The organism is Actinobacillus delphinicola (genome assembly GCF_900638385.1).
Classification (GTDB): Bacteria; Pseudomonadota; Gammaproteobacteria; order Enterobacterales; family Pasteurellaceae; genus Actinobacillus_C; species Actinobacillus_C delphinicola.
This window is the reverse complement of the sequence record NZ_LR134510.1, coordinates 1,445,962-1,468,579: the sequence shown is the minus strand read 5'-3', so window position 1 is coordinate 1,468,579 and position 22,618 is coordinate 1,445,962. Positions and strand designations below refer to the sequence as shown.

Here is a 22,618-nt window from a genome sequence, read left to right as displayed (position 1 = left end):
AGGATATTATGAATTATCGTGTTTTATTCGTTTTTTCTATTTTAATCTTTGGGGTCGGTATCGCAGGATTAATTATGATGCCTCATGAAGAGGAAAGAGTCCAACCCGTTCAACAACCGCAATCTACGCTACCAAAGATTCCATTAGAACATATTGTGGTTCAAGTAGCACGCGCTAATAGAAATTTAGCTGCGGGGCATCTTATTAACCAAATGGATTATGATGTCGTAACAAAATATTATGATGTACCTGCTAATGAGGCTAATCCTCAAGATTTTCCTATCTTAAATTTTGATTTAACGCCTTTGTTAAGTCAGCATAAAGATATTACAGGCTGGTTTCTCCAACATAATATTTCAAAAGGTAGTTTAATCAACCCAAACGATTTGATTAATCCCAATAATGAAAATTTTATTCGCTATAACATTAATCCTGTAACACAAGTCGCTTTTAGTGTACCTGTTATGTTACGCGATAAATATTTGCTTTCTAACTTACGTGCGGGTGATTACGTCAATATTTACGCAGAATTAAATGGTGATCACTACGAAGCGTTAGCTGGTCATATTGTAAAATTAATTGATCATGCCTTGATATTAAAAATCAATCCTTATTTAAGTAACCGCCAAATTGATGGCGACCATAATCCAGATGATAACTATATGGACATTGCGGAAGTATTAGTGCGCTTGCAAAAATCACAATTAGAGCGAATTTATACTTCACCGCATGGTACAAGACTTTTAATCCTCCCATCTACTAAACCTGAGGGCGTAGATTCGCGAGGCATTATGATTCGTGAATTACAAGGTTAATTTAACAATGCGTAAACTGATTTATTTAATAGGTTTCATTATGGCTGGGCATGCAAGTGCGCATACGCTATATTTAAAACCTGGTAAAAGCACAACAATTACGACCAAACAAGATATTGATACTATTTTCTTATCGGATCCTGCTGTAGCAAGCTATCAAGTGATTTCGGATAGAAGCTTTATTGTTACAGGTAAAAGCAATGGCAATGCAACCCTAAACGTTTTAGCTAAAAACGATAAGCTTTTAGTGGACGACACTATTTTTGTTAATGGTGCCTATAACGATTTAATTCATACAAATAATCAAATCAAAATGCAATTCCCTAATACTGATTTACGCCTTGTTCATGTAGGGCAAACTTATGTATTAGAGGGTAAAGCAAAATCGGATAGCGAAGTAGAAGCTATTACACGTCTTGCTGGTGAGGCAATGGGTATGCCCGTACAGGTTCATACCACCACCGTAGGCGATATTCAAAACCTACAATTTTTAAATCATTACGATTATCCCAATATTATTAATGATGCAAAAGTTGAGCAGACGACACAAATTAACGTGAAGCTTACTGTTGTTGAAGTTGACAAGAGTTTGACCCAAAGCCTTGGTATTAACTGGTCACAAGCTGGCACAAATTTACTCAAAGGTTTTAATGGTTTTCATGTTAGCAATACGGCTTTTGATGCAACGGGTACATCAACTATCGGTTTTATCAGCGCTGAAGGGTTAAGTGGTTTTATCCATGCGATTGATAACGAAAATGAAGGCAAAGTACTCGCAGAACCGAACATTTCTATGCTAAATGGTGGTACCGCTAAAATTAATCTTGGTGGCGAAATTGCAATTCCGACGCGAGGAACGGATAATACACCGAATGTTTCATATAAAAACTACGGTATTCGTTTAACTGTCGGTGCACGCATACAACCTAACCATCGTATTCGCATTGCATTAGATCAGGAAGTTTCTGATATCGTTCCAGGAGGGGGCGATTATCCGTTAATTTCAACGAAAAGTACCGATTCTGTCTTCGAGGTAGCTAATGGAGAAAGCTTTATTATCGGAGGTCTCTATCAATCTCGCAAATCACAAGGCGTAGATAAAGTACCTTTCTTAGGTGATCTACCAATCATCGGTAGTTTTTTCCGTCAAGCAACCCACAAACAAGAAGATAAAGAGCTTATTGTTGTTGCAACGGTGAACCTTGTTCACCCTGTGGCAACCGATAAAGTTGTCTATCCCGCGTTTGAAGATAAAAACATTATGGAACTGTTTTTTAACACCAATGCTTTAAATAGCGCAATGGAGCGCAAACAGGCAAGTGATTTTTTACAGCAGGGAGGCTACATTCAATGACCAAACAAATCGTTTTTAATTTGCTTCTTTTAACCTATCCATGGACAGGTAATGCGATGCTTTCAACAACGCAACCTAATGAGAGAAGTTATACTCCAAGTACAGCAATCGTCATTCAACATCAAGATTTTGCGCTACGAGATAAATCTACATTAGCGATGGCAAACCTCATTGCCCAATTACGTTTAGCCATTGGCAGTGTGGTCAATCAAAACTTTCTTATTAGCTACATTGCAGGTTATCAAAAATCTGCAAATAAAGTTCGCAATACATTGCTAGAACTGGGAGTAGATGAAAAACATATCATACTTCGCAAGGTAAAAGTCGGCGTTTACCCATTATTCGTTGAGTCACAATCAACGAGCAATTCAACACCACAGTGCACGGATATCCCTTACACGTTCCCTTGTGCAACCGAAATTAACTATAGCCGTCAAACAACAATTTAAAATATTTAAACGGCGCATTTATTAATACTTAATAAATTTAAAAAGGATAATGGATTCATGTTATTGCTAGATGATGAACAATCCCCTATTGAAAGTGCTAATCACGTAGTCATTATTTCTAGAGATAAAAAATTACAAACACAACTTACAGAATTATTACGTGTAAATAGCTTTGAAAACACTGAGGTTATTGATGCTGATTGTAAGCATTGCGATATTGCGTTAGATAATAAATACACCACGGGTGTAATCATTGATATCGCAGACAAAACAGATATAGATAAAATCGTAGAACAAATTAAAGCTATTGTCCCTCAAAATATCTGGTGCTGTGTTGTGGGAACAAGTGACTCTATTACTCTAGCACAACGCTTAGCAGAAGTTGATATTCTCTATTTCAATAGCCATTCACAATTAAATGTGATGATGGAACGTATTTTGGCGGGAACAATTACTATCCCGTGTAACCGCAATACGATCCGCCTTAATGTTTATTCTTGTAAAGGAGGTATTGGCGCAAGCTTTATTAGCGCCATGCTTGCATATAACATTAGCCAATATAAACGTGTCCCTACTCTACTTGCGCAGAGTCAAGAAGGATCTCACGATCTGGATTTAATGTTTGATAGAAAACTACAAGGGGAAGTCCTCGAATTTTTACCTAATTTAGACCTTTATGCAGGTCATTTTGGCGAATTATCAGAGGCTCAGCGTGCTAAATATAATTATATTGTGAATGATCGCCCTATTTTCCATATGGATTATGTGAGATATCAGGATTTTATTCATCAATGCCGTACCTTTATTTTAATCGTAGAGCGCCATGTTAGTTCATTGCGTAATGCAAAACGCTTTTTAAATTATTGCGAACAAATTCATCGTGCACACGGTAAGCCATTGCGTACATTTATTGTGGTATCAGATATTCATCCTGCTCATGCAAGATCTATGTCAAATATGGATGTTGCCACTCTTTTAGGGCATGAAATTGATGCCGTTATTCCCTATATTCCGAATAACAATGCAAAATCAGTACTTGCCATCAAGTTAACAACACGTCAGAAAACAATTTTCCGTCAGTTAGCGATGAAAATTATTGGGGTTACTTCACGTCAAGTAAAACCTAAAAATAACCTTTCTTTCAGCAGTATTATTAGTAAGGTACTTGGTCGATAATGTTAACCCAAGAACAACAGATCCTTTTACGTCAACGTGTATTAAGTAATTTAAAAATTGAAAACACCCTCAAGCTCAAAGATGACCGTGATAAATTAATTGAATTATTACTTCCTGTTATCTATGAGTGCCTGCAAGGATTACGCATAGCAACTACGCCAAGTGACTCTACTTTTATGGCGGAGTTATTAGCAGATGAATTAATGGGGTACGGTCCATTGCGTGAGTTAATGGAAGATGAAACCATTAATGATATTCTCGTAAACGGACCTGAAAATATCTGGGTGGAGCGTCAAGGTATTTTGGAAAAAACAGATAAACATTTTTTATCTGAAAACCAATTAAACGATATCGCTCGTCGCCTTGTTTCCAAAATGGGACGACGCATTGATGATAGCTCACCATTAGTTGATAGCCGTTTACCTGATGGTAGTCGCTTAAATGTGGTAATTCCTCCTATTGCTTTAGATGGGACAACAATTTCTATCCGTAAATTCAGTAAGACCAAAAAAACGTTACAAGAACTACGCCGTCTTGGCACGCTGTCTTTAGAAATGGCTAATTTCCTCATTATTGCAGCTCGTGCACAAGTCAATATTATCGTTGCTGGCGGTACAGGCTCAGGTAAAACAACCTTATTAAATGCTTTATCACAATATATTGCCCCAACAGAACGTGTAATCACACTTGAAGATACGGCAGAATTAAAGCTTAATCAGCCTCATGTTGTACGCTTAGAAACTCGCCCACCCAGTGTTGAACATACAGGTGAAGTGAGTATGCAAGATCTCGTTATCAATGCCTTACGAATGCGTCCTGAACGGATTATTATCGGAGAATGTCGTGGTGCTGAAGCGTTCCAAATGCTCCAAGCTATGAATACAGGGCATGATGGTTCAATGTCAACACTGCATGCCAATAGTCCTCGTGATGCACTATCTCGCCTTGAAAGTATGGTGATGATGTCTAACGCAAAACTCCCTTTAGAGGCGATTCGCCGCCATGTGAGTTCTGCGGTGCATATTCTTGTTCAAGCCTCACGCCTCAATGATGGCTCACGTAAAATTACTAACATTACCGAAGTTATGGGAATGGAATCTGGCAATATCGTTTTGCAAGATATCTTTAGCTATGAAATTGCAAGTCACCGTGACAGTAACGGTAAAATTGTGGGAACTTTTAAGAATCACGGATTGTTATCATCTTCAACTGTTGCGAAACAGGCACGTATTTTTAATCTCCTACCTGAGCTTAATAGTATCTTCGGGGGCAATTTACAATGATTTGGATCTTTTACTATGCCCTTTTATTTTTCGGTTCTATTTTATTCTTATTCACCTTTAAGGAATTTAACTATAAGAAAAATAGAATCGATCCTAATCAATATGAAGAAACAAAATTTAATGCGCAATTTATCAAATTGCGTTTAAAGGAAATGTGGCAACAATGGAAATTCTATTTTACCGATAGAAATCCTAAAAACATGCGCAAAAACATTTTCTATGTCGTTTTCATTTTTGCACTATCCCTTATAGTCAACCATCTTTACTTAAACATTGACGAAAGTTTTTTCATTCCTTTATTTTTTTTCGTCACTGTGTTTGGAGTTTGGCAATGGGGTGAGCGTCGGACTCGGAAAATTTTTGAGGCAAGTTTTCCTGAAATCATTCAAGTACTTAACAGTGCGACTTCTGCTGGTGCTGGTTTATTACAAGCACTAGAGCGCTGTAGCTTGGATGTACAAGGTCCACTCGGTGATGAATTTAAAATTATTCATCGCCGCCTCGCTTTTGGTGAAAATGTTACAACCGTTTTTCAAGAGAGTTATGACAGTTGGCCATTCCGTGAGTTTTACTATTTTGCCACTATCATTCGTTTGAATATGGAAAAAGGCGGACAAATGCGCGATATCATCACACGCTTAGGTCGCATTATCACCGATAGTCAAAAAATGGAGCAAAAAAAGCAAACAATGACCGCTGAAGCACGAGTGTCTTCTATCATTGTGGCAAGTTTCCCTCTAGTTTTCTTTATTTTTATGAAATTCGTCTTACCAGAAAATTTTGAATTTATCACGCACAATCCAACGGGTTTGTGGGTTCTCTACTATGTGATCGCTTCGGAAACATTCGGTATGGGTATTATTTACTGGTTAATGAAAAAATAGGCATTTTATGGTTCAAATTTATTGGTATCTACTCTGTTTATTGCTTTTTACTACGGCAACTGCACTCCTTATCATGGGATTGGTGCAACGTAGTAAAATTATTCATACTGAACTCGCTATCAATGGTATGCCCTTTCCTAAAGAGAAGAAAGCACGTAATAAAAAATCGAAAAAAACGAAAGAGCAAATGGAACTTGAATTATTGCTCATTCGTCATAGCCCTACGCTCGTATTCTTAGCAAAATTAGATAAGAATATTCGTATAAAACTTGCATTAACCGTTGCCATTTTCTTAATGATTTTTATTGTGCTACCGCCATTAGATTTTTATTTCACAAGTCTAACGTTTTTTATCGTCTATATGGCCGTGGTGATTTTGCCAAATATCCTCATTTCGCAAATTCTTAATAAAAAAATTAAATTACTTTTAGAAGAGTTACCAGGTTTTATTGATCTAGTCGCTGTGTGTGTCCAAACAGGGATGACGATTAACCAATCATTAGTCCGTGTAGGTGAAGATTTCAAAGGGCTTAATTCAGATTTAAGCTTTATTATGCTGCGTGTGATGCAACGAGCAGAAATCACTAGTTTAACCCAAGCCCTATCCGAGTTATCACTCGCTCTGCCATCTAAAGAGATCCGATTGTTTTGTACAGTTTTACAGCAAAGTTTACATTTCGGTTCTTCTGTTTATGAACAACTTATTCATCTCTCTGCAGATATCCGAGAAATGCAACTTCTTCGCTTAGAAGAAAAAATGGGAATGTTATCAGCAAAAATGTCATTGCCACTCATTGTTTTTATTATGTTCCCAATTGTTATCCTTATTCTCGCACCAGGCGCAATGCGCATTTTGCCTGAATTTATGTAGCCCCACTGATTTCGATAGGTTATTTCCATGTTAAATAAAAAACATCTTAAACCGTTATTCCTTGCAGGCCTTATCACACTTGTAAGTGCATGCTCCAGTCATTCTAGCTATAATGATGCAACCCAAAGTAATTTAAATATTAATAACCCTACGGTTTTCGCTGATCGAGAAAAATTCTACCAATCCACGAAAAATTACCAAGCGCTAATAGAGCTTTATCGTGCCCGTTTATCAGAAGAAGATCAACGTGATGAAACCAATCCTGCGTTAACGTATAGACTTGCGCAAACCTATTTTGCAGCAAAAGACTACAACTCAGCACTCACTTACCTTGCTCCACTTCTAAACAATAAAAATTATATGGAACAGGCACTACTTTTAGAAACAAAGGCATTGATTAAATTACAACGCCCTGCACAGGCATTAACAGTCGCAAGTCAGTTAATTAATCTCTATCCTAAAAATGCAGATGCCTATAATAATCGTGCTATCGCTTATAGCCAATTAGGTAAACCTGCGAAAGCATATATTGATTTTATTAGTGCGCGTGGGCATTACCTTAACGATCTTGTCGCCATTAATAATTTAGGAATGCTAAGCCTTGTACAAGGGGATTATCAAAATGCGGTACGTTTGCTCATGCCAGAATATCTCAATGGTGTGCGTGATAAAGTGCTTATGCATAATCTTGTTTTTGCATTAGTTAAGGCAGGAAAAATTGAAGATGCGAAAAATATCATTCAAAACAATCAACTTAGCTCATTCCCAGACTCGCTTATTTCAGCTTTAAAAGCCACGCCCCGATTTTCGGTAAAAAATATGCGTTCTGCTCAAAATTAAGCAAATTAGAATAAGGGACTGGGAACATGAATAAATTCAAGCAATTCCTTAACCAACAACGAGGAATTTCTTCTATTGAATTTACCCTCACGATTGGCTTTTTTATTGGCGTGCTTTTTCTCATCTTTGAAGTCGGGCGCATTACGCTTGCGTCCGCTTATTGGGATCTTGCAGTCGCTGAGTCTATCCGTGAAACCAAGAATGACTTCACCATTCAATCTACACAATCACCATATAGTTATCAGCATAGTTTACAATTACGTTTACAACAACGCTATGAAAGCATTGCTCATCAAGGCTGGCTCTCTTTTATCCCTATCCATATCACGCCGAATGATATTTTAGTAAATATTTATTTTATTCATTCTTATCAACAACTTGCCAAAGATGTTACCACCAACTTCAATCATATTGGCAATGAAACTTGCAATGCGACAAATAGCAAAACACCATGCTATAAAAATGCGGCGATCGCTTATTATGAAGTAAGCTTACATTTTTCTTATTTAAATGCACAAATGCCTTTTGCATCTTATATTAATCGCTTTTTAAAACAGATTTTTCAGCGTCAATTTTTCGTTGTACAAGAACATGAACGTAGCCAATTTCAAGAGAGTCCAAACCTATGATTTCATCTTCTCGTTTTGTTAAAAATCAACAAGGTTCGGTGACCATTGAATTTGTCTTTGCCATCATTGTTATGTGCCTATTATTAATTTTTATGTTTGACCTCAGTATGTTCCGCTTACAGATGGGGAAATTGGATAATGTTTCCTATTCACTCGTCAACATTCTGCGTGAGCGCCGTCAATTATTTAATACCGCCGATGGCAAAGAATATTCATCTGCCATTCAAGCGAGTTCAGAAAATATGTGCGAGGCACCTAATTCCAGTATCACTAGCCATGATTGTGCCAGCCTCATTCAAACATTTGAAGGTCTAGCAAATAAAATGTTTTATGGTACTACAATGCCCAAAGGAAATCGCCGCATTTATATCCGCCTCGATGATCTTGAATTTAAACCCTTAGAAAAAGGGTCATTTGCCATTGAGAATCATTGGGTCGTCACCAATTTCAAAGATAATGAATTGATGAATAGAGATTGTGTTCCCACCACAAATATCCTGACATTACGCAAACTCGCGCCTATCTCTGAAATTAACAATCATCGAAAACTTCCGTTGTATCAAGTCACACTTTGTATTCCAAGCTACAGCCTTTTTGCTGCAATTACGCACTCAGGGGGTGATAGAAAAATTCTCAGATCAAGTTCAATCGCAGTGGGTCGATGATATTTTTGAGGAAAAATTAAAATGGACTTACTTTTAGGGTTAAAGAAAAAACTAAACACTTTTATAACACAAGAGAATGGTGCTTATGCCATAATGATGGTACTACTCACTTTTTTTCTAATTGGTTTTATTGCCATTATTGTTGATGGCACAGGTTGGTTACAAGATAAAGTCCGTTTTACCGAAGGGCTTGAACAGGCTGGGCTTTTTATTACCGCAGAAGATGATCAATTCCGCAAAGATAAGAACCATACTGAATTGAATGCGCAAAATTACAATGAACAATACAAAATTGCTGAACGTAACCAAGCACTATTAAGAGGCATCACTCGAACATATTATTTACCTGAAAATGCACAGCGCATTGCCAATAAAGATATCTTTTCTCCGACACTTAAAACCCATGATGGCAAGGTACTAGATCGTTACCATTATGATTGCAAATATTCGGTCGAGCAAAGTGGAATAAATTGTAAGATCGGTGGCTATTTTGAGCGCACTTCATGGCTCTACTACGGTAAAGATTATCAACGTCACATAGGTTTAACCTTTAATACAACAGAACCTGTTGGTAATGAATTAGATTTTGCAAAACCGATAGAGAATGAGGAAATAAAACCACAACCTAAAAAAATGGATTTAGACGTTGTTGTGGTTGTGGATGGCTCTGCAAGTATGTATGAACCATTAAATGGAGATTATCATTCGCCACGATGTTTTGAATATTTTAAGAGTAGAATTGCTTTTTATAAGTCAACTTCATTAAATCCTAGTATTTGTACATCTGATGATAATGAACAACGTTATTTACTCGGACGTAATATGTTTTGCACTAACTGTAAAGTAGATCTATTAGATAGAGCGCTTTATCAACTCAGTCAAGTCCTTTTAAAAGATAACACCAATAACAGGCTAGGTATTACCGTATTTCAGAATGGCGCATTTGAACGAGGTACATCAAAGTTAGTTATTCCCTTTATTATTCAACAAAAGTATTTTGAATTAATTCAAAAACGAATTGATGATACTTATAAATCAGATCCAGAAGATTGGTATAAAATTGATCCACTAAATTACCCTTTAGGTATAGATGCGGCTCATTACTTAGACGTCGAGCAAACTAAAGATTTAATTCATCGCCTTGATGGTTCACTAATTACTAATATATGTAAAACTTGTGATAGTTATACACAACAGTTACCTTATCCCTCAAACAATCCAGCAACCTTGTATAATAAATTTTGGTTTAATTCCAATGCTACCGATCGAGATTTACTTATAAAGTATATTAATTTCCAATATCCAGGATACAGTACTATGAGTTCAGCGGGTATTATGGTTGGTGCTAACCAAATGCTCTATAATTTTAAACATCGATCGAATAAAAAGAATGTCCAGCGGATTATGATTATCATGTCAGATGGCACAGATACTGGGCTTGGGGTGAATATTACGGCTCAACTTTTTGACAATGGCTTTTGTAAGGAAATCCGTAAGCGTTTAGATCGTGGTATGAATACAAAAACTAAAATGTATTTTATCCAATTTGGTAATTATCAATATACACAAAATAAAACACTTTGGAAAAAGTGCATAGGCGATAACTTTATCACGGCACTAAAAGCCCAAGATCTTATTAATGCATTTGAAACAGCAAGCCAAGTTTCCCCTCGCAAAGGTAGCCCAACGCAAGAAGTCGGCTACAGCAAAAATCTAAATTAATTCATCACGCCCCCATTTTCACAAAAAATTATGGGGGTAACTCAACACGATTAAAAATAAAACAAATCTTAATATATATCAAAAGAGGTATGATATCTCTATAATTGAGCAATATTTATTAACCAATACTACTCAAAATAGGTTATCATACTCCGATATTCAATATCGCTGCTCTGTATGGAAAATATTATGATAGATAAAAGGGAAAATTTTAGCATTCGAAGTCTTATAATCACTTGGTTTGATTTTGCAACCAGTCCTCGTGGCGCGTATGGTATCATTACGACTTTGCTAATTGTTTTTCTACTTAGTTCTATCGTCATGTTTCTTGACACTTGTGCACTTGCCCATGGTGGATGTCATCTCAAAAATCCTATTGAAAACAAAACACTTATTCTGCTTGAAAAAAATCCTAATCCTCACGCCAATATTCTTATCCCATCGCTAAATACTCCATTAATCATCCGTAAAAATTACCTCTCACACTCCCTTAACCCTTTTCCTTTATGGTAAAAACAAAATTTTCACTCATTAAGGTTAATTAATTATTGTTAAAAGTAAGTTATAGTACGCGGCTTTTTAATTACGCCTCAATTTTCTCAAAATTTTATGCAAAAATACTCAAGTTATTTTTATCTGCTTAGTCGTGCTATCACTCGTTTTAGACGTAATACTCAAGGTGTGTACGGTATTTTAATGGTTTTATTAACCGTCATTATTATTGGCTTTATTGCAATTATTGTGGATGGCAGTGGAATAATGGAAGATAAAACACGTTTCACTCAAGGCTTAGAAGAGGCGGGGCTCTTTGTGATGGCTGAAAATAATAGCTATCGCAAAGACAAAGACCATGCTGATCTCAATTCTCATCTCAATCAGGCAGAGCGAATCAAGCAACGTAACCAAGCGATGTTAAGCCAAATTACACGCAGCTATTATTTACCTGATACCGCAGAGATTAATCATAGAATTACCGATCATTATCAATATCATTGTCATGAAACTACAAATGATAAAGCGACAAAATGCCAGATAAAAGGATATTTTGATCGTAATTCATGGCTCTACTACGGGAAAGGTTATCAAAAAAATATTGGACTTTCCTTTAATCAAACTGAACCTGTTGGTGGCACAATTACTGTTGAAAAAACAAAATCAACTTCAACGACCACAACAACTAAACAATCACCGCTTGCCGTGGATATGATCTTGGTTCTAGATTTATCGACTTCAATGACAAATCCACCAGCAGGTGAAAGCTATCAAGATCCTAAGTGGGAATGCTACTACCCTTACGATCCTATTAGCAAAACATTTAGTGCAGACCAAAGTTGTGGTTGGAGTGATTCTGTTTCCTCAAAAATTTATGATGTAAAACAAATTATTCGCCAATTATCCAAACAGTTTTTTGCCAACCCTAATGCCCAACATCGCCTCGCATTGGTAGGATTCAGCGGTGCTACTAAACAAATCGGGGATGATAATTACATCTTCCCATACGTTTACAATTCACCTTATTATGGTTCTGATTACGATTACATGGATACACCGCATGTAAATTTTGGTAAGACTTTTTCAATGATCGAGCATTTTACTGGAGATCCGCTCACAGGTATCCCAAGCGAACCCGAAACCAGTAATGCTTTTTTTAAATTACCTAATTATCCAAATTTCTGGTACACGGCAAAAGATATAAAAATTCTCGATGCGAACTTACATCAAGTTCAAGCTGGCGGAAATACGCTTGCATCTTCAGGATTAATTATTGCGACTAACGAGATGTTTTACCATCCGCAAAAGAACAAAAATGTAAAACGCATTATTGCAATTTTATCGGACGGTGTGGACGCACAGTCTTCTCTCACGGCAGATTTAAATAATGCGGGACTTTGTGATCATATTCGTAAGCGTCTGGATGAAGGAACTACGCAAAAAGCGGATATTTATTTTATCGCCTTTAGTTATACCGATGATCCACAACTTGTCGAACGAGATAGGAATGGCTGGTATAAATGCGTTGGTAAAAAGAATTACTTTATGGCGAGTAATGCGAGTAAAATTTTACAAGATTTACAAAATATCGTGACTAAATCTAGCTCCACTCAGCAAAATGTGGAAGAAGTGGGAGATAGTATTAATAACGACTAATAAAAAATGGGTGAATTGTCACCCATTTTCTTTTTTATTACTCACCTTACGCAGTTTCAAGAGGTGCAAAGTTTTTCACGAGATCATCTATCGCTTTCATTTGTGCAATGAAAGGTTCGAGTTTATCAAGTGCTAATGCGGATGGACCATCGCAACGTGCATTGTTTGGATCTGGATGCGCTTCTAAGAATAACCCTGCAATTCCGACTGCCATACCTGCACGAGCTAATTCAGCCACTTGCGCACGACGACCACTTGATGCTGCCCCAAATGGGTCACGGCATTGTAGTGAATGCGTTACATCAAAGATAATTGGGCAACCGTTAGATACATTGCGCATAACATTAAAGCCTAGCATATCTACTACAAGGTTATCGTATCCAAAGTTCGTACCACGATCACAAAGCATGACTTTGTTATTACCGCATTCTTCAAATTTTTCAACGATATTTCCCATTTGACCTGGGCTTAAAAATTGTGGTTTTTTTACGTTGATAACAGCGCCAGTTTCTGCCATTGCTTTCACTAAGTCTGTTTGGCGTGCAAGGAATGCAGGTAATTGTAAAACATCTACCACTTCTGCTACAGGTTGGCATTGGTAAACTTCATGAACATCGGTAATGATTTTTACGCCAAATTGATCTTTAAGTTCTTGGAAGATTTTTAAGCCTTCTTCCATACCCGGTCCACGATAAGAATGGACAGATGAACGGTTTGCTTTATCAAAAGATGCTTTAAAAACGTAAGGTACGCCTAATTTTTGCGTGACTTCTACGTATTTTTCACAAACTTTCATTGCCATATCACGGCTTTCCAACACATTCATCCCACCAAATAACACAAATGGTTTTTGGTTATTGATTTCAATGTCAGCTAAAAAAATACTTTTATCTTTCATCTCAATATCCTTGTTTTATCAAATAATCTGGGCCAATGTTACACGATCCAAACCTGCATAATCACGGATCGTTTCGATCTGTTGCCATGATCGTTGTGCAAAATATTCTTGTACTTTGCGTGCCTGTTCAAAGCCATGCTCCATCAATAACCACCCTTCCGCTTTTAAAAATTTCGGGGAATGATCAATTAAATGGAATAAATCTGCATAACCTTCATTCGCTGCGACTAATGCCGTTTTGGGTTCAAAGCGTACATCACCTTGGGTTAAATGCGGATCTCGTTCATCAATATAAGGTGGATTGCTGACAATAATATCAAACTGCCCCTCCACTGCTTTAAACCAATCACTTCGCTTAAATTCTACATAATCCGCTAAGCCATTTCGCTCGGCATTCCCTTTTGCCAGATCAACCGCATCTGCTTGAAAATCTACACCCATTACCGAAAGGTGGATGCCTTTTTTCTGGCATTGCGGATAAAGCTCTTTCGCTAAAGCTAGGGCAATCGCACCCGTGCCTGTTCCAAGATCTAAAATTGCTAGGCTTAATTGCCCTTGTGCTATTTTTTGCTCGGCAAGCGCTAATGCTTTTTCAACCAACACTTCTGTATCGGCTCGAGGAATAAGGGTTGACGGAGCAACTGCTAAATCAAGCGACCAAAAGGCACGTTCTCCTAAAATATAAGCTAATGGCTCACCTGTTAAGCGGCGTGCTAACAAGTTATCTAATTGCGTGACTTCTAAGTCAGTTAATTCTCTTTCACCAAACGCAACAAGACTGGCACGATTTTTACCTGTCACAAAAGAAAGTAGGCAAAAAGCATCAATTTTTGCCTCACTATCTCCACTTTGGCTCAATGCAGCGATTGCCGTATCAAGCCAAGTTTGATATGTATTTTTCGTCATCCGTTATGCCATTTCTGACAAAGCAGCTAATTGATCCGCTTGATATTCAGTAATAATCGGTTGGATCAATTCATCAATTTTACCATTCATAATTTCATCTAAACGGTAAAGGGTTAAGTTGATACGGTGATCGGTAACACGACCTTGCGGATAGTTATAAGTACGGATTTTATCACTACGGTCACCTGATCCGAGTAAGTTACGGCGAGTATCCGCTTGTTCTTGCGCTTGTTTTTCTTGTTCTGCTTGGACGATACGAGAAGCTAACACAGACATCGCTTTCGCTTTGTTTTTGTGTTGTGAACGTTCGTCTTGACACTCTACCACGATACCCGTTGGAATATGGGTAATACGTACTGCAGAATCAGTGGTATTAACGTGCTGACCACCCGCACCTGAAGAACGATAAGTATCAATACGTAAATCAGACGGATTAATTTCTGGTAATTCGCTTTCTGGTAACTCTGGCATCACCGCAACGGTACACGCAGAAGTGTGAATACGTCCTTGAGATTCAGTTTTTGGTACACGTTGTACACGGTGACCACCTGATTCGAATTTAAGCTGTCCGTAAACGTTTTCACCGCTAATTTTTACGATAACTTCTTTAAATCCGCCTTGTTCACTTTCATTTGCGCTAAGCATTTCTACGCGCCAACGTTTACTTTCTGCATAACGGCTGTACATACGGAAGAGGTCACCTGCGAAGATACCCGCTTCATCACCACCCGTTCCTGCACGGATTTCTAAATATGCATTGTATTCATCATTCGGATCTTTTGGTAAAAGTAGGATTTGTAATTGTTGTTCGATTTCAACTAATTCTTCTTCACATGCGGTAATTTCTTCTTCCGCCATTTCTTTCATTGATGGATCTTCAAGCAACATTTTTGCGCCTTCAAGATCATCTTGTAATTGTGTCCAGCGCCCAAAACATTTCACAACGTCTTCAAGCTGTGCGTATTCTTTAGAGTATGCACGGAATTTATCTTGATCACTGATAATAGACGCATCACCAAGCAGCGCTTCAAGCTCTTCATGACGCTCTTTTAAACTCTCTAATTTGCTAATAATGGAAGGTTTCATCGTTATCCTTTTGAATTTAACGTTTATAACTGCAAAATTGCACTACTTTAACAGAATTTGATTTTAAGGCATAGCTAACGCCCGCATTTTCGGAAAAAATTATGTTAATTATTCAACATTGCAAGTATGTTTTCCTAAAATAACAAACGCCAATCAGATGGCGTTTGTTGTGAGTGATTAAGGTAATTTGGCAATCACGGCATTACTGGTTTGATTTGCTCGTAGCGTATAAGCACTATCGGTACAAATAAATACTGACTGTCCTTGCGATAAACAGTAGTTTTCGGTTTCTCCTTGGATTTCCAGTTCACCAGTCATGACTAATAGGATTTCGGCACTCTCACTGATACATTTTATATGTTCATTCTGGACTAAATTCACTTCAGTAAGCGTAAAATCATCCACAAAATTTTCAAAAGTATGATATTGAGTCTGTGCTATCGGCAAAATATTTGGCGTAATTTCCTGCGTATCGACAATTTCTAAAAGTGCAGGAATATTGACATACTTAGGCGTTAAGCCACCTCGAATAACATTATCTGAGGTTGCCATCAGCTCAATATTTTGTCCACGCAAATACGCATGCGGAATACCAGCAGCCTGGAAAATCCCTTCACCTTTTTGCAAATGCACTAAATTAAAAATATAAAAACACAATAAGCCTGCATCTAATTTATCTTCTGCGATATCCATCGCTTGCATTGTATAAAGCACCCAATAATCTGGGTTTTCTAATGAAAGTTTACCCTCAATGAAAGCTTGTTTCTGTCCATGGATAATCGGTAATAGCCAGTCTGCAAGTTGCGCTTGATCGGCTTGCATGATATCAGCATAAAAATCATGTAAATTTTGTGTTTCTAATTTTTCTGCCAGTCCTCGTAATGAGGTGTGTCGTTTTAATTCAGCAATAATATCGGCTTTATGACGAAAACCATGTAACAGCCAAAAATCAGAAAGCGCCACCATCATTTCAGGTTTATGGTTGGCATCTTTATAAGTACGATTACTTGCTTTTGGATCGATGCCTTGCTGATTTTCTAAAATAAAACCTTGCTCTGCTTGAGTTTTCGTTGGATGAAGTTGAATGGAAAGCGGTTTTGCTACGTCAAGTATTTTTAGTAAAAAAGGCAATTCATCGCCGAATTTCGCACGGCTTTTTTTGCCTAAAACCTGCGGGTTTTCTGCAATAAATTCGGCTAAAGGTTGTGCTTTACCATTCACCATAACAGTGGATGGCAAAGCAGAATGCGTCCCCAACCACCATTCTGCATAGGTCATATCGGGTTGTGAAACTTGCTTTAAGAGTGCAGGTAGATACTCCGCTCCGCCCCACGCGTAATGTTGCATGCCACCTTGTAGTAAATAAATTTTTTGCATATTTTCGTTTTCCATCGGTTTTATCCTTTTCTAAGCTTTTCCACCCAATAATTGGAAAATTTTATTTTTATCTTCTGGATCATTAAGCGGTGCTAAAAATTGTTTGCCATTCGTTAAATCAATGACCACAATATTATTTTCGCTTAAATTCACTTGTTTGATTTTCTTATAATCTATAAAAATATTATCTAAATAGCATCCTGTTTTTTTGAAAAGTAACTGTGGATAGCGTAAAAAAGCAACATAGAAACTCAATAACACCATGAATAAGAGTAAGAATATGGTGGTAGTTGAAATTTGAAGACGTTGTTGATAAAGAATGACACCAATAATAATAACGAAAATAATGCTATCTAGTCGGGTGCGACGTTTAAGACGTACGCTTAAAACCGTTTTTCCTTTTAACTTATTGGTACCGAATTGATCATAAATCGCGTAAAGAAAGAAAATACTAATCCCGAGTATTAACAAAAAATTTACCATATAACCCCTTTTCTAAAATAAATGAGCCCCCAATCCAGGGGGCTTTTCTTGTTATTTATAATTATGCGAGTGTGCCTGTCGCCGCACCGATAATACCGATAACAAAGATACCGATAATAATCCAAAGTGCATTGACACGGTGGCGTAATAACCACATACATGCAAAAGTACAAACTAATGCTAAAAGACCTGGCATTAAGCTATCTAGTACGTTTTGCACTGTTGTTACTTGTACGGTACCGTCTTGGCGGGTGATGGTGGATACTACCACTGGAACATTAATTGAGGTCCATTTTTGAACTAATGCCCCCATGATAAATAACCCCAAGATAGATGCCCCTTCAGTTAATTTTTGTAATAAACCGCCTGACATATCTTGTACAACGTTTAACCCTTTGTGATAACCGTAAGTTACACCATAATAACGAGTTGCTAAACGCAATGCGTTAAATAAGATGAAGAAAAGAAGTGGTCCAAGAATACTACCCGTGATCGCAAGCCCTGCGCCAAGCGCTGCAAATACTGGACGTGCTGTCCCCCAGAAAATCGGGTCACCCACACCAGCTAATGGCCCCATAAGACCGACTTTGATACCATTAATTGCTGCATCATCGATTTCTTTACCGTTAGCACGTTCTTCTTCCATCGCAATGGTTACACCAAGTACTGGTGCTGCCATAAATGGTTGAGTATTAAAAAATTCTAAGTGACGTTTAATCGCATCCTTACGTTCTTGTGAATTTGGATCTGGATACAAACGTTTAATTACAGGAACCATTGAGAATGCCCAACCTAACGCTTGCATACGTTCAAAGTTCCAAGAACCTTGGAAAAGGTTTGAGCGAATTACCACTTTATTAAGGTCACTTTGTGTTACTTTTTTCATTTCAGTAGTCATAGCTTATATCCTTTAATCTAATCGGTTATCAAGATCGTTAGTTGGTGAAACAACTTGAACGGTTTGTTGAGATTTGTTGTATTTTGGGCTGAGTTGGATATAAAGATATGCCATTACCGCACCAAGTACACCAAGTGCTACAAGGTTGAAGTTTGTGAATGCTGCAATCACAAAGCCAGCATAGAAGAATGGCATTAAGTGACCTGCACGCATCATGTTGATAACCATTGCATAACCTACTACCGCAATGATACCACCACCGATTTTAAGACCATTTGTCACAACTGGTGGGATAGCTGCAAGCATTTGGTGAACAGTATCTGTTCCTGCTGTCATTGCGACTAAAAGTGCTGGGATTGCGATACGCATTGCTTGTAGTAATAATGCGGTACAGTGAACCCAGCTTAACCAAGATAAATTACCATCACGGATTGAACGGTCAGCTGCGTGTTGGAAACCAACGGTAATTGCACGAACAACATAAGTTAATACTTGACCTGCTGCAGCTAGTGGAATCGCCAACGCGATACCTGTTGCGATATCTTGTTTACCTACGATAACAAGGATTGTTGAGATAACAGATGCTAACGCTGCGTCTGGTGCAAGCGCTGCCCCGATATTCATCCAACCGAGAGCGAGAAGTTCTAATGACCCCCCAACGATAATCCCGGTTTTCATATCACCAAGAACAAGACCAATTAAGGTACATGCGATTAATGGACGGTGAAACTGCCATTCATCTAAGATAGATCCCATACCTGCTAAACAGGAAACTAGGAATACCAGTATGATTTGTAGAGTTGAAATTTCCATAGTTTATTCCTTCAGTAGTTATGCAATAAGATTATTTTTCTTAAGAAGATCCATCATATATTGACGACTATCATTTGATACTTTCCGAACATCAAGTTCTACGCCCATATCATTAATGGCTTCGAAAGCCGCAATATCTTTATCATCAACAGATACTGCACTTGTAATCATCTTCTTACCTTCACGGTACGCCATACCACCAATGTTAATAGATGGCATTTTTACTCCCGCTTCTAATAAAGTTAGTACATCAGTTGGGTTTGTGAATAACAACATCATACGTTCACCCGCATACTCTGGATTGTTCCAAACACGGATCATCTTTTCAACGCCCACGACATGAGCGGTTACACCTGGAGGCGCTACACTTTTTAACATGGTAGAACGCACTTGATCTTTTGCAACATCATCATTTACAACAACGATACGTTTAACTTGGCTTTCTTTTGTCCAACGTGTTGCAACCTGACCATGAATTAAGCGATCATCAATACGCGCTAAACCGACAACAAGATGACCCTCTTTATTTGTTGGCACTGCATTTACTTGAACAGGTTCAACTGGTTTCGCTGCTGGTTGTACTTCTTCTTTTTCAGCTTCTACTTCAACATGCTTCAATGCTCGTACGCCCATTCGACCCGTTTCTAGTGCAACTTCAACTAATTCATCTAAACTTGGACCATCATCACGAGCCATAAAAGTTTCAACTAGCATTGGCACATTTACGCCAGTCACGACATCCATATTATCTTTGCCTTCTGCAACACGATTTGCTGCATTAAATGGACTGCCGCCCCAGGTATCAACGAGGAAAAGAAAATGATCACAATGCGATAAATCGCCTTGAATTTTTTCTTGATATTTCGTCATGATGGTTTCAGCATTCTCACCAGGCACGAAATCAATTGTTGCCACATCATCTTGCTCCCCGATTAGCATTTCGGTAGTTTTCAATAATTGTTCTGCGGCTCTACCATGAGTGGCAATTAAAATACCTATACTCATTTCGTCTCCTTACATATTTAATCAATCGAAAGCGACGTCTTATAAAATCTACACCCTAAAAGTACGTGCTATAAAAGTAGGTAAATGACTCTTTTGAACTGAACTTTCTACAAAACATATTCAAAAAAGTGGCTACATTATATGAAAAAGTGTGTAAAGCATGTAATTTTCAGGCGTGATGAAGATCACAGAATAGAAAAATTTTTTATAGACAAAGCTCTGAGTGAGTATTTTTTAATCTTTTTAAACTGTTTTGATTAGTTTTATTCTATTTTTTGGAGTAATACTCGAATAAAATATAAAAAATATTACGTTTAGATATAAAAAAAACGCACTTTCGTGCGCTTTTCGTTTTATGTAATGATTATTCTGCAAGAATTGTTTGCTCATGCCCCATAAGCTCTTGCCCAACATCATTTAAAAGATTTAAATAACGATCGTACTGTTTCAAAATATCGGCAATAATTTCTTTACGTGTCATATACTGCACATCATACCCTGTACGCCCATCTGAAAAATAAGTCATTGGCAAATATGTCAACGTATGTTGGATATATGGGAGATGTTCATCATTGATCAATTGTTCAGATACTTCATGACTAATTGATTTAATTCCGTAAGTAAAATCACGAACAGACTCTTTTTTGATCGTAATTTCAACGTAGTTATCTTCATCATCTTCATAATTAATGTGTTGTGCAATCTCCACATTTAAATTATGGACATCCACCAATTCCTTACTTAATTCGCGCATGGCAGGTAAAGCAACATATTTCAAGAATTTTAAGATATCTTTTTCTTGGGTTTGGTTAAGCATTTGATCTAAACGTTCGCGCCAGTTATCACCTGTCCAGAATGCGGTAGTTGGGGTTAATTTTGTACTAAAATATTTTTGATCAACCGCAATTGCTTTCCATAAACTAAAACACATAATTAGCATGATAACCGCAAATGGTAATGCCATAATTAAGGTCATTGTTTGTAATGCACTTAACCCACCAGCTCCAAGTAATGTAATGGAAATAATACAAATAATAATTCCCCACATTACCGCTTGCCATGCTGGTGAATTTAACGATTTATCACGAGCAGCAATATTGTTTAACACATAAATTCCTGAATCAGCAGAAGTGATGAAGAATAAGCAAATGACAACTAATGCAATACATCCTGTTACCATTGGTAATGGTAAATAGTGGAAAAATTTAAACAATAATTGTTCTGGCACATTTACAATTTGCTGTAATGCACCATGTGCGCTGTGTAAGTCAACATAAATCGCACTATTCCCAAAGACAGTAAACCATAAAATACAGAATAAACTTGGAATAGCAAGTACACCAAAAATAAATTCACGGATAGTACGCCCTTTAGAAATACGTGCAATAAATAATCCTACAAATGGCGCCCATGAACACCACCATGCCCAATAAAGCACGGTCCAGCTCGTAAACCATGAAGTATTTTCAGTTTCATAAACAAAGGTTTTAAAACTTAAGCTCACAACATGACTTAAATACGTGCCTAAATTATCGCTGAAAGAAGAAAGTAAATAGAGTGTTGGTCCAGTTACAAGTACAAACAATAATAGGCTAAAAGCTAGCATCAGGTTCATTTCGCTTAGGATTTTTACGCCTTTACCAATACCTGACGTAGCAGATAAAATTGCGACTACCATCACCGCAAGAATAATGACTACCTGAACACCATAGCTATTTTCAGATAAAAAACCTAATGTTTTCAACCCTGCGCCTAATTGTGCTGCGCCAAGCCCTAAAGTAGTGATAATCCCAAATAATGTCGTAGTTAAAGCAACAATATCAATTATATCCCCCATTTTCCCATTTATTTTCTCTTTTAATAATGGGTAAAAACAAGAACGTAGAGATAACGGAAGTTTATAACGGAAACCAAAATACGCTAACGCTAATGCAATCACTGCGTATACACCCCAAGCGTGGATACCCCAGTGGAAAATAGTATAAAGTAACGCCTCTTGTTCTTTGTTTTCTGTTGATCCCGTTGTAATTGATGATGCAAAATGGGAAAGCGGTTCAGCAACACCATAAAACATCAAGCCAACCCCCATGCCAGCAGCAAATAGCATTGCCATCCATGAAAGAAAGCTAAATTCAGGTTCTTCTTCATCGGTACCAAGTTTGATATTTCCCACACTACTCATGGATAAAATAAGTAGGAAAGCGATAAAAATCGAAAAAGCTAAAATGTAAAACCAACTAAAGTCAGCGAAAATGCCCTGTTTAATTTGATTTAATAATGATTAAATTTGTGTTGGAAAAAGTAATGTCGTTGCAA

Annotated in this window: 22 protein-coding genes; 13 read left to right on the top strand and 9 right to left on the bottom strand. The window is 37.4% G+C overall.

Annotation, left to right across the window (positions count from 1 at the left end; translation table 11 throughout):
* Nucleotides 1-8 precede the first annotated feature (8 nt).
* The 13 genes from EL259_RS06885 (at nt 9) to EL259_RS06825 (ending at nt 12,836) form a co-directional block, all read left to right on the top strand.
* On the top strand, nt 9-815 hold the full coding sequence (locus tag EL259_RS06885; protein WP_126600219.1) for a hypothetical protein: 807 nt from the start codon (nt 9-11) through the stop codon (nt 813-815).
* Nucleotides 816-822: 7 nt separating this feature from the next.
* Nucleotides 823-2,169, top strand: coding sequence for a type II and III secretion system protein family protein (locus EL259_RS06880; protein ID WP_126600217.1), 1,347 nt, complete (start codon nt 823-825; stop codon nt 2,167-2,169).
* Nucleotides 2,166-2,618 (top strand): hypothetical protein, encoded by a 453-nt coding sequence (locus EL259_RS06875; RefSeq protein WP_126600215.1) that lies wholly within the window; start codon nt 2,166-2,168, stop codon nt 2,616-2,618. The genes EL259_RS06880 and EL259_RS06875 overlap by 4 nt, the downstream gene beginning before the upstream one ends.
* A 57-nt stretch (nt 2,619-2,675) precedes the next feature.
* Nucleotides 2,676-3,794, top strand: coding sequence for a pilus assembly protein (locus tag EL259_RS06870; RefSeq protein WP_126600213.1), 1,119 nt, complete (start codon nt 2,676-2,678; stop codon nt 3,792-3,794).
* Nucleotides 3,794-5,077, top strand: coding sequence for a CpaF family protein (locus EL259_RS06865; RefSeq protein WP_126600211.1), 1,284 nt, complete (start codon nt 3,794-3,796; stop codon nt 5,075-5,077). Before EL259_RS06870 ends, EL259_RS06865 begins: the two co-directional genes overlap by 1 nt.
* Entirely contained in the window at nt 5,074-5,961 is an 888-nt protein-coding gene (locus EL259_RS06860; protein ID WP_232019030.1) for a type II secretion system F family protein, read from the top strand. The genes EL259_RS06865 and EL259_RS06860 overlap by 4 nt, the downstream gene beginning before the upstream one ends.
* Nucleotides 5,962-5,968: 7 nt before the next feature.
* A complete protein-coding gene (locus EL259_RS06855; protein ID WP_232019029.1) occupies nt 5,969-6,832 on the top strand; it encodes a type II secretion system F family protein in 864 nt (287 codons plus the stop codon).
* A 27-nt stretch (nt 6,833-6,859) separates the two neighbouring features.
* Nucleotides 6,860-7,672: a tetratricopeptide repeat protein gene (locus EL259_RS06850; protein ID WP_126600209.1), complete on the top strand. Its 813-nt coding sequence runs from the start codon at nt 6,860-6,862 to the stop codon at nt 7,670-7,672.
* A 26-nt stretch (nt 7,673-7,698) separates the two neighbouring features.
* On the top strand, nt 7,699-8,301 hold the full coding sequence (locus EL259_RS06845; protein ID WP_126600207.1) for a TadE/TadG family type IV pilus assembly protein: 603 nt from the start codon (nt 7,699-7,701) through the stop codon (nt 8,299-8,301).
* Nucleotides 8,298-8,966: a tight adherence pilus pseudopilin TadF gene (tadF, locus tag EL259_RS06840; RefSeq protein ID WP_126600205.1), complete on the top strand. Its 669-nt coding sequence runs from the start codon at nt 8,298-8,300 to the stop codon at nt 8,964-8,966. The genes EL259_RS06845 and tadF overlap by 4 nt, the downstream gene beginning before the upstream one ends.
* A 21-nt stretch (nt 8,967-8,987) precedes the next feature.
* On the top strand, nt 8,988-10,688 hold the full coding sequence (locus EL259_RS06835; protein ID WP_126600202.1) for a TadE/TadG family type IV pilus assembly protein: 1,701 nt from the start codon (nt 8,988-8,990) through the stop codon (nt 10,686-10,688).
* A 177-nt stretch (nt 10,689-10,865) separates the two neighbouring features.
* Nucleotides 10,866-11,201 carry a hypothetical protein gene (locus EL259_RS06830; RefSeq protein ID WP_126600200.1) on the top strand — a complete coding sequence of 112 codons (336 nt, stop codon included), beginning with the start codon at nt 10,866-10,868 and terminating at the stop codon, nt 11,199-11,201.
* A gap of 96 nt (nt 11,202-11,297) precedes the next feature.
* A complete protein-coding gene (locus tag EL259_RS06825) occupies nt 11,298-12,836 on the top strand; it encodes a hypothetical protein (protein ID WP_126600198.1) in 1,539 nt (512 codons plus the stop codon).
* Between the two features lie 46 nt (nt 12,837-12,882).
* Here the strand turns inward: EL259_RS06825 and kdsA are convergent, their stop codons facing one another.
* The 9 genes from kdsA to EL259_RS06780 form a co-directional block, all read right to left on the bottom strand.
* Complete coding sequence (gene kdsA / locus EL259_RS06820) at nt 12,883-13,734, bottom strand: 3-deoxy-8-phosphooctulonate synthase (RefSeq protein WP_126600196.1); 852 nt, start codon at nt 13,732-13,734, stop codon at nt 12,883-12,885.
* 18 nt (nt 13,735-13,752) lie between these two features.
* Entirely contained in the window at nt 13,753-14,640 is an 888-nt protein-coding gene (gene prmC, locus EL259_RS06815; RefSeq protein ID WP_126600194.1) for a peptide chain release factor N(5)-glutamine methyltransferase, read from the bottom strand.
* Between the two features lie 3 nt (nt 14,641-14,643).
* Nucleotides 14,644-15,726: a peptide chain release factor 1 gene (gene prfA / locus EL259_RS06810; RefSeq protein ID WP_126600192.1), complete on the bottom strand. Its 1,083-nt coding sequence runs from the start codon at nt 15,724-15,726 to the stop codon at nt 14,644-14,646.
* Between the two features lie 177 nt (nt 15,727-15,903).
* Nucleotides 15,904-17,103 (bottom strand): mannose-6-phosphate isomerase, class I, encoded by a 1,200-nt coding sequence (manA, locus tag EL259_RS06805; RefSeq protein ID WP_126600905.1) that lies wholly within the window; start codon nt 17,101-17,103, stop codon nt 15,904-15,906.
* Between the two features lie 30 nt (nt 17,104-17,133).
* A complete protein-coding gene (locus tag EL259_RS06800; protein WP_126600190.1) occupies nt 17,134-17,586 on the bottom strand; it encodes a DUF986 family protein in 453 nt (150 codons plus the stop codon).
* A 61-nt stretch (nt 17,587-17,647) separates the two neighbouring features.
* The gene (locus tag EL259_RS06795; protein ID WP_126600188.1) at nt 17,648-18,484 is read right to left on the bottom strand and encodes a PTS mannose transporter subunit IID; all 837 of its coding nucleotides are present in this window, start codon (nt 18,482-18,484) and stop codon (nt 17,648-17,650) included.
* Nucleotides 18,485-18,496: 12 nt separating this feature from the next.
* Nucleotides 18,497-19,297 carry a PTS mannose/fructose/sorbose transporter subunit IIC gene (locus EL259_RS06790; protein WP_126600186.1) on the bottom strand — a complete coding sequence of 267 codons (801 nt, stop codon included), beginning with the start codon at nt 19,295-19,297 and terminating at the stop codon, nt 18,497-18,499.
* An 18-nt stretch (nt 19,298-19,315) separates the two neighbouring features.
* Nucleotides 19,316-20,302 carry a PTS mannose transporter subunit IIAB gene (gene manX / locus EL259_RS06785; RefSeq protein WP_126600185.1) on the bottom strand — a complete coding sequence of 329 codons (987 nt, stop codon included), beginning with the start codon at nt 20,300-20,302 and terminating at the stop codon, nt 19,316-19,318.
* Between the two features lie 364 nt (nt 20,303-20,666).
* A complete protein-coding gene (locus EL259_RS06780) occupies nt 20,667-22,568 on the bottom strand; it encodes a BCCT family transporter (protein WP_232019103.1) in 1,902 nt (633 codons plus the stop codon).
* Nucleotides 22,569-22,618: the final 50 nt, after the last annotated feature.

Excerpts from the sequence above, each read along its gene's own strand:
- EL259_RS06885 (WP_126600219.1), top strand. The coding sequence starts at position 9 with ATGAATTATCGTGTTTTATTCGTTTTTTCTATTTTAATCTTTGGGGTC.
- EL259_RS06880 (WP_126600217.1), top strand. The coding sequence starts at position 823 with ATGCGTAAACTGATTTATTTAATAGGTTTCATTATGGCTGGGCATGCA.
- EL259_RS06875 (WP_126600215.1), top strand. The coding sequence starts at position 2,166 with ATGACCAAACAAATCGTTTTTAATTTGCTTCTTTTAACCTATCCATGG.
- EL259_RS06870 (WP_126600213.1), top strand. The coding sequence starts at position 2,676 with ATGTTATTGCTAGATGATGAACAATCCCCTATTGAAAGTGCTAATCAC.
- EL259_RS06865 (WP_126600211.1), top strand. The coding sequence starts at position 3,794 with ATGTTAACCCAAGAACAACAGATCCTTTTACGTCAACGTGTATTAAGT.
- EL259_RS06860 (WP_232019030.1), top strand. The coding sequence starts at position 5,074 with ATGATTTGGATCTTTTACTATGCCCTTTTATTTTTCGGTTCTATTTTA.
- EL259_RS06855 (WP_232019029.1), top strand. The coding sequence starts at position 5,969 with ATGGTTCAAATTTATTGGTATCTACTCTGTTTATTGCTTTTTACTACG.
- EL259_RS06850 (WP_126600209.1), top strand. The coding sequence starts at position 6,860 with ATGTTAAATAAAAAACATCTTAAACCGTTATTCCTTGCAGGCCTTATC.
- EL259_RS06845 (WP_126600207.1), top strand. The coding sequence starts at position 7,699 with ATGAATAAATTCAAGCAATTCCTTAACCAACAACGAGGAATTTCTTCT.
- tadF (WP_126600205.1), top strand. The coding sequence starts at position 8,298 with ATGATTTCATCTTCTCGTTTTGTTAAAAATCAACAAGGTTCGGTGACC.
- EL259_RS06835 (WP_126600202.1), top strand. The coding sequence starts at position 8,988 with ATGGACTTACTTTTAGGGTTAAAGAAAAAACTAAACACTTTTATAACA.
- EL259_RS06830 (WP_126600200.1), top strand. The coding sequence starts at position 10,866 with ATGGAAAATATTATGATAGATAAAAGGGAAAATTTTAGCATTCGAAGT.
- EL259_RS06825 (WP_126600198.1), top strand. The coding sequence starts at position 11,298 with ATGCAAAAATACTCAAGTTATTTTTATCTGCTTAGTCGTGCTATCACT.
- kdsA (WP_126600196.1), bottom strand. The coding sequence starts at position 13,734 with ATGAAAGATAAAAGTATTTTTTTAGCTGACATTGAAATCAATAACCAA.
- prmC (WP_126600194.1), bottom strand. The coding sequence starts at position 14,640 with ATGACGAAAAATACATATCAAACTTGGCTTGATACGGCAATCGCTGCA.
- prfA (WP_126600192.1), bottom strand. The coding sequence starts at position 15,726 with ATGAAACCTTCCATTATTAGCAAATTAGAGAGTTTAAAAGAGCGTCAT.
- manA (WP_126600905.1), bottom strand. The coding sequence starts at position 17,103 with ATGCAAAAAATTTATTTACTACAAGGTGGCATGCAACATTACGCGTGG.
- EL259_RS06800 (WP_126600190.1), bottom strand. The coding sequence starts at position 17,586 with ATGGTAAATTTTTTGTTAATACTCGGGATTAGTATTTTCTTTCTTTAC.
- EL259_RS06795 (WP_126600188.1), bottom strand. The coding sequence starts at position 18,484 with ATGACTACTGAAATGAAAAAAGTAACACAAAGTGACCTTAATAAAGTG.
- EL259_RS06790 (WP_126600186.1), bottom strand. The coding sequence starts at position 19,297 with ATGGAAATTTCAACTCTACAAATCATACTGGTATTCCTAGTTTCCTGT.
- manX (WP_126600185.1), bottom strand. The coding sequence starts at position 20,302 with ATGAGTATAGGTATTTTAATTGCCACTCATGGTAGAGCCGCAGAACAA.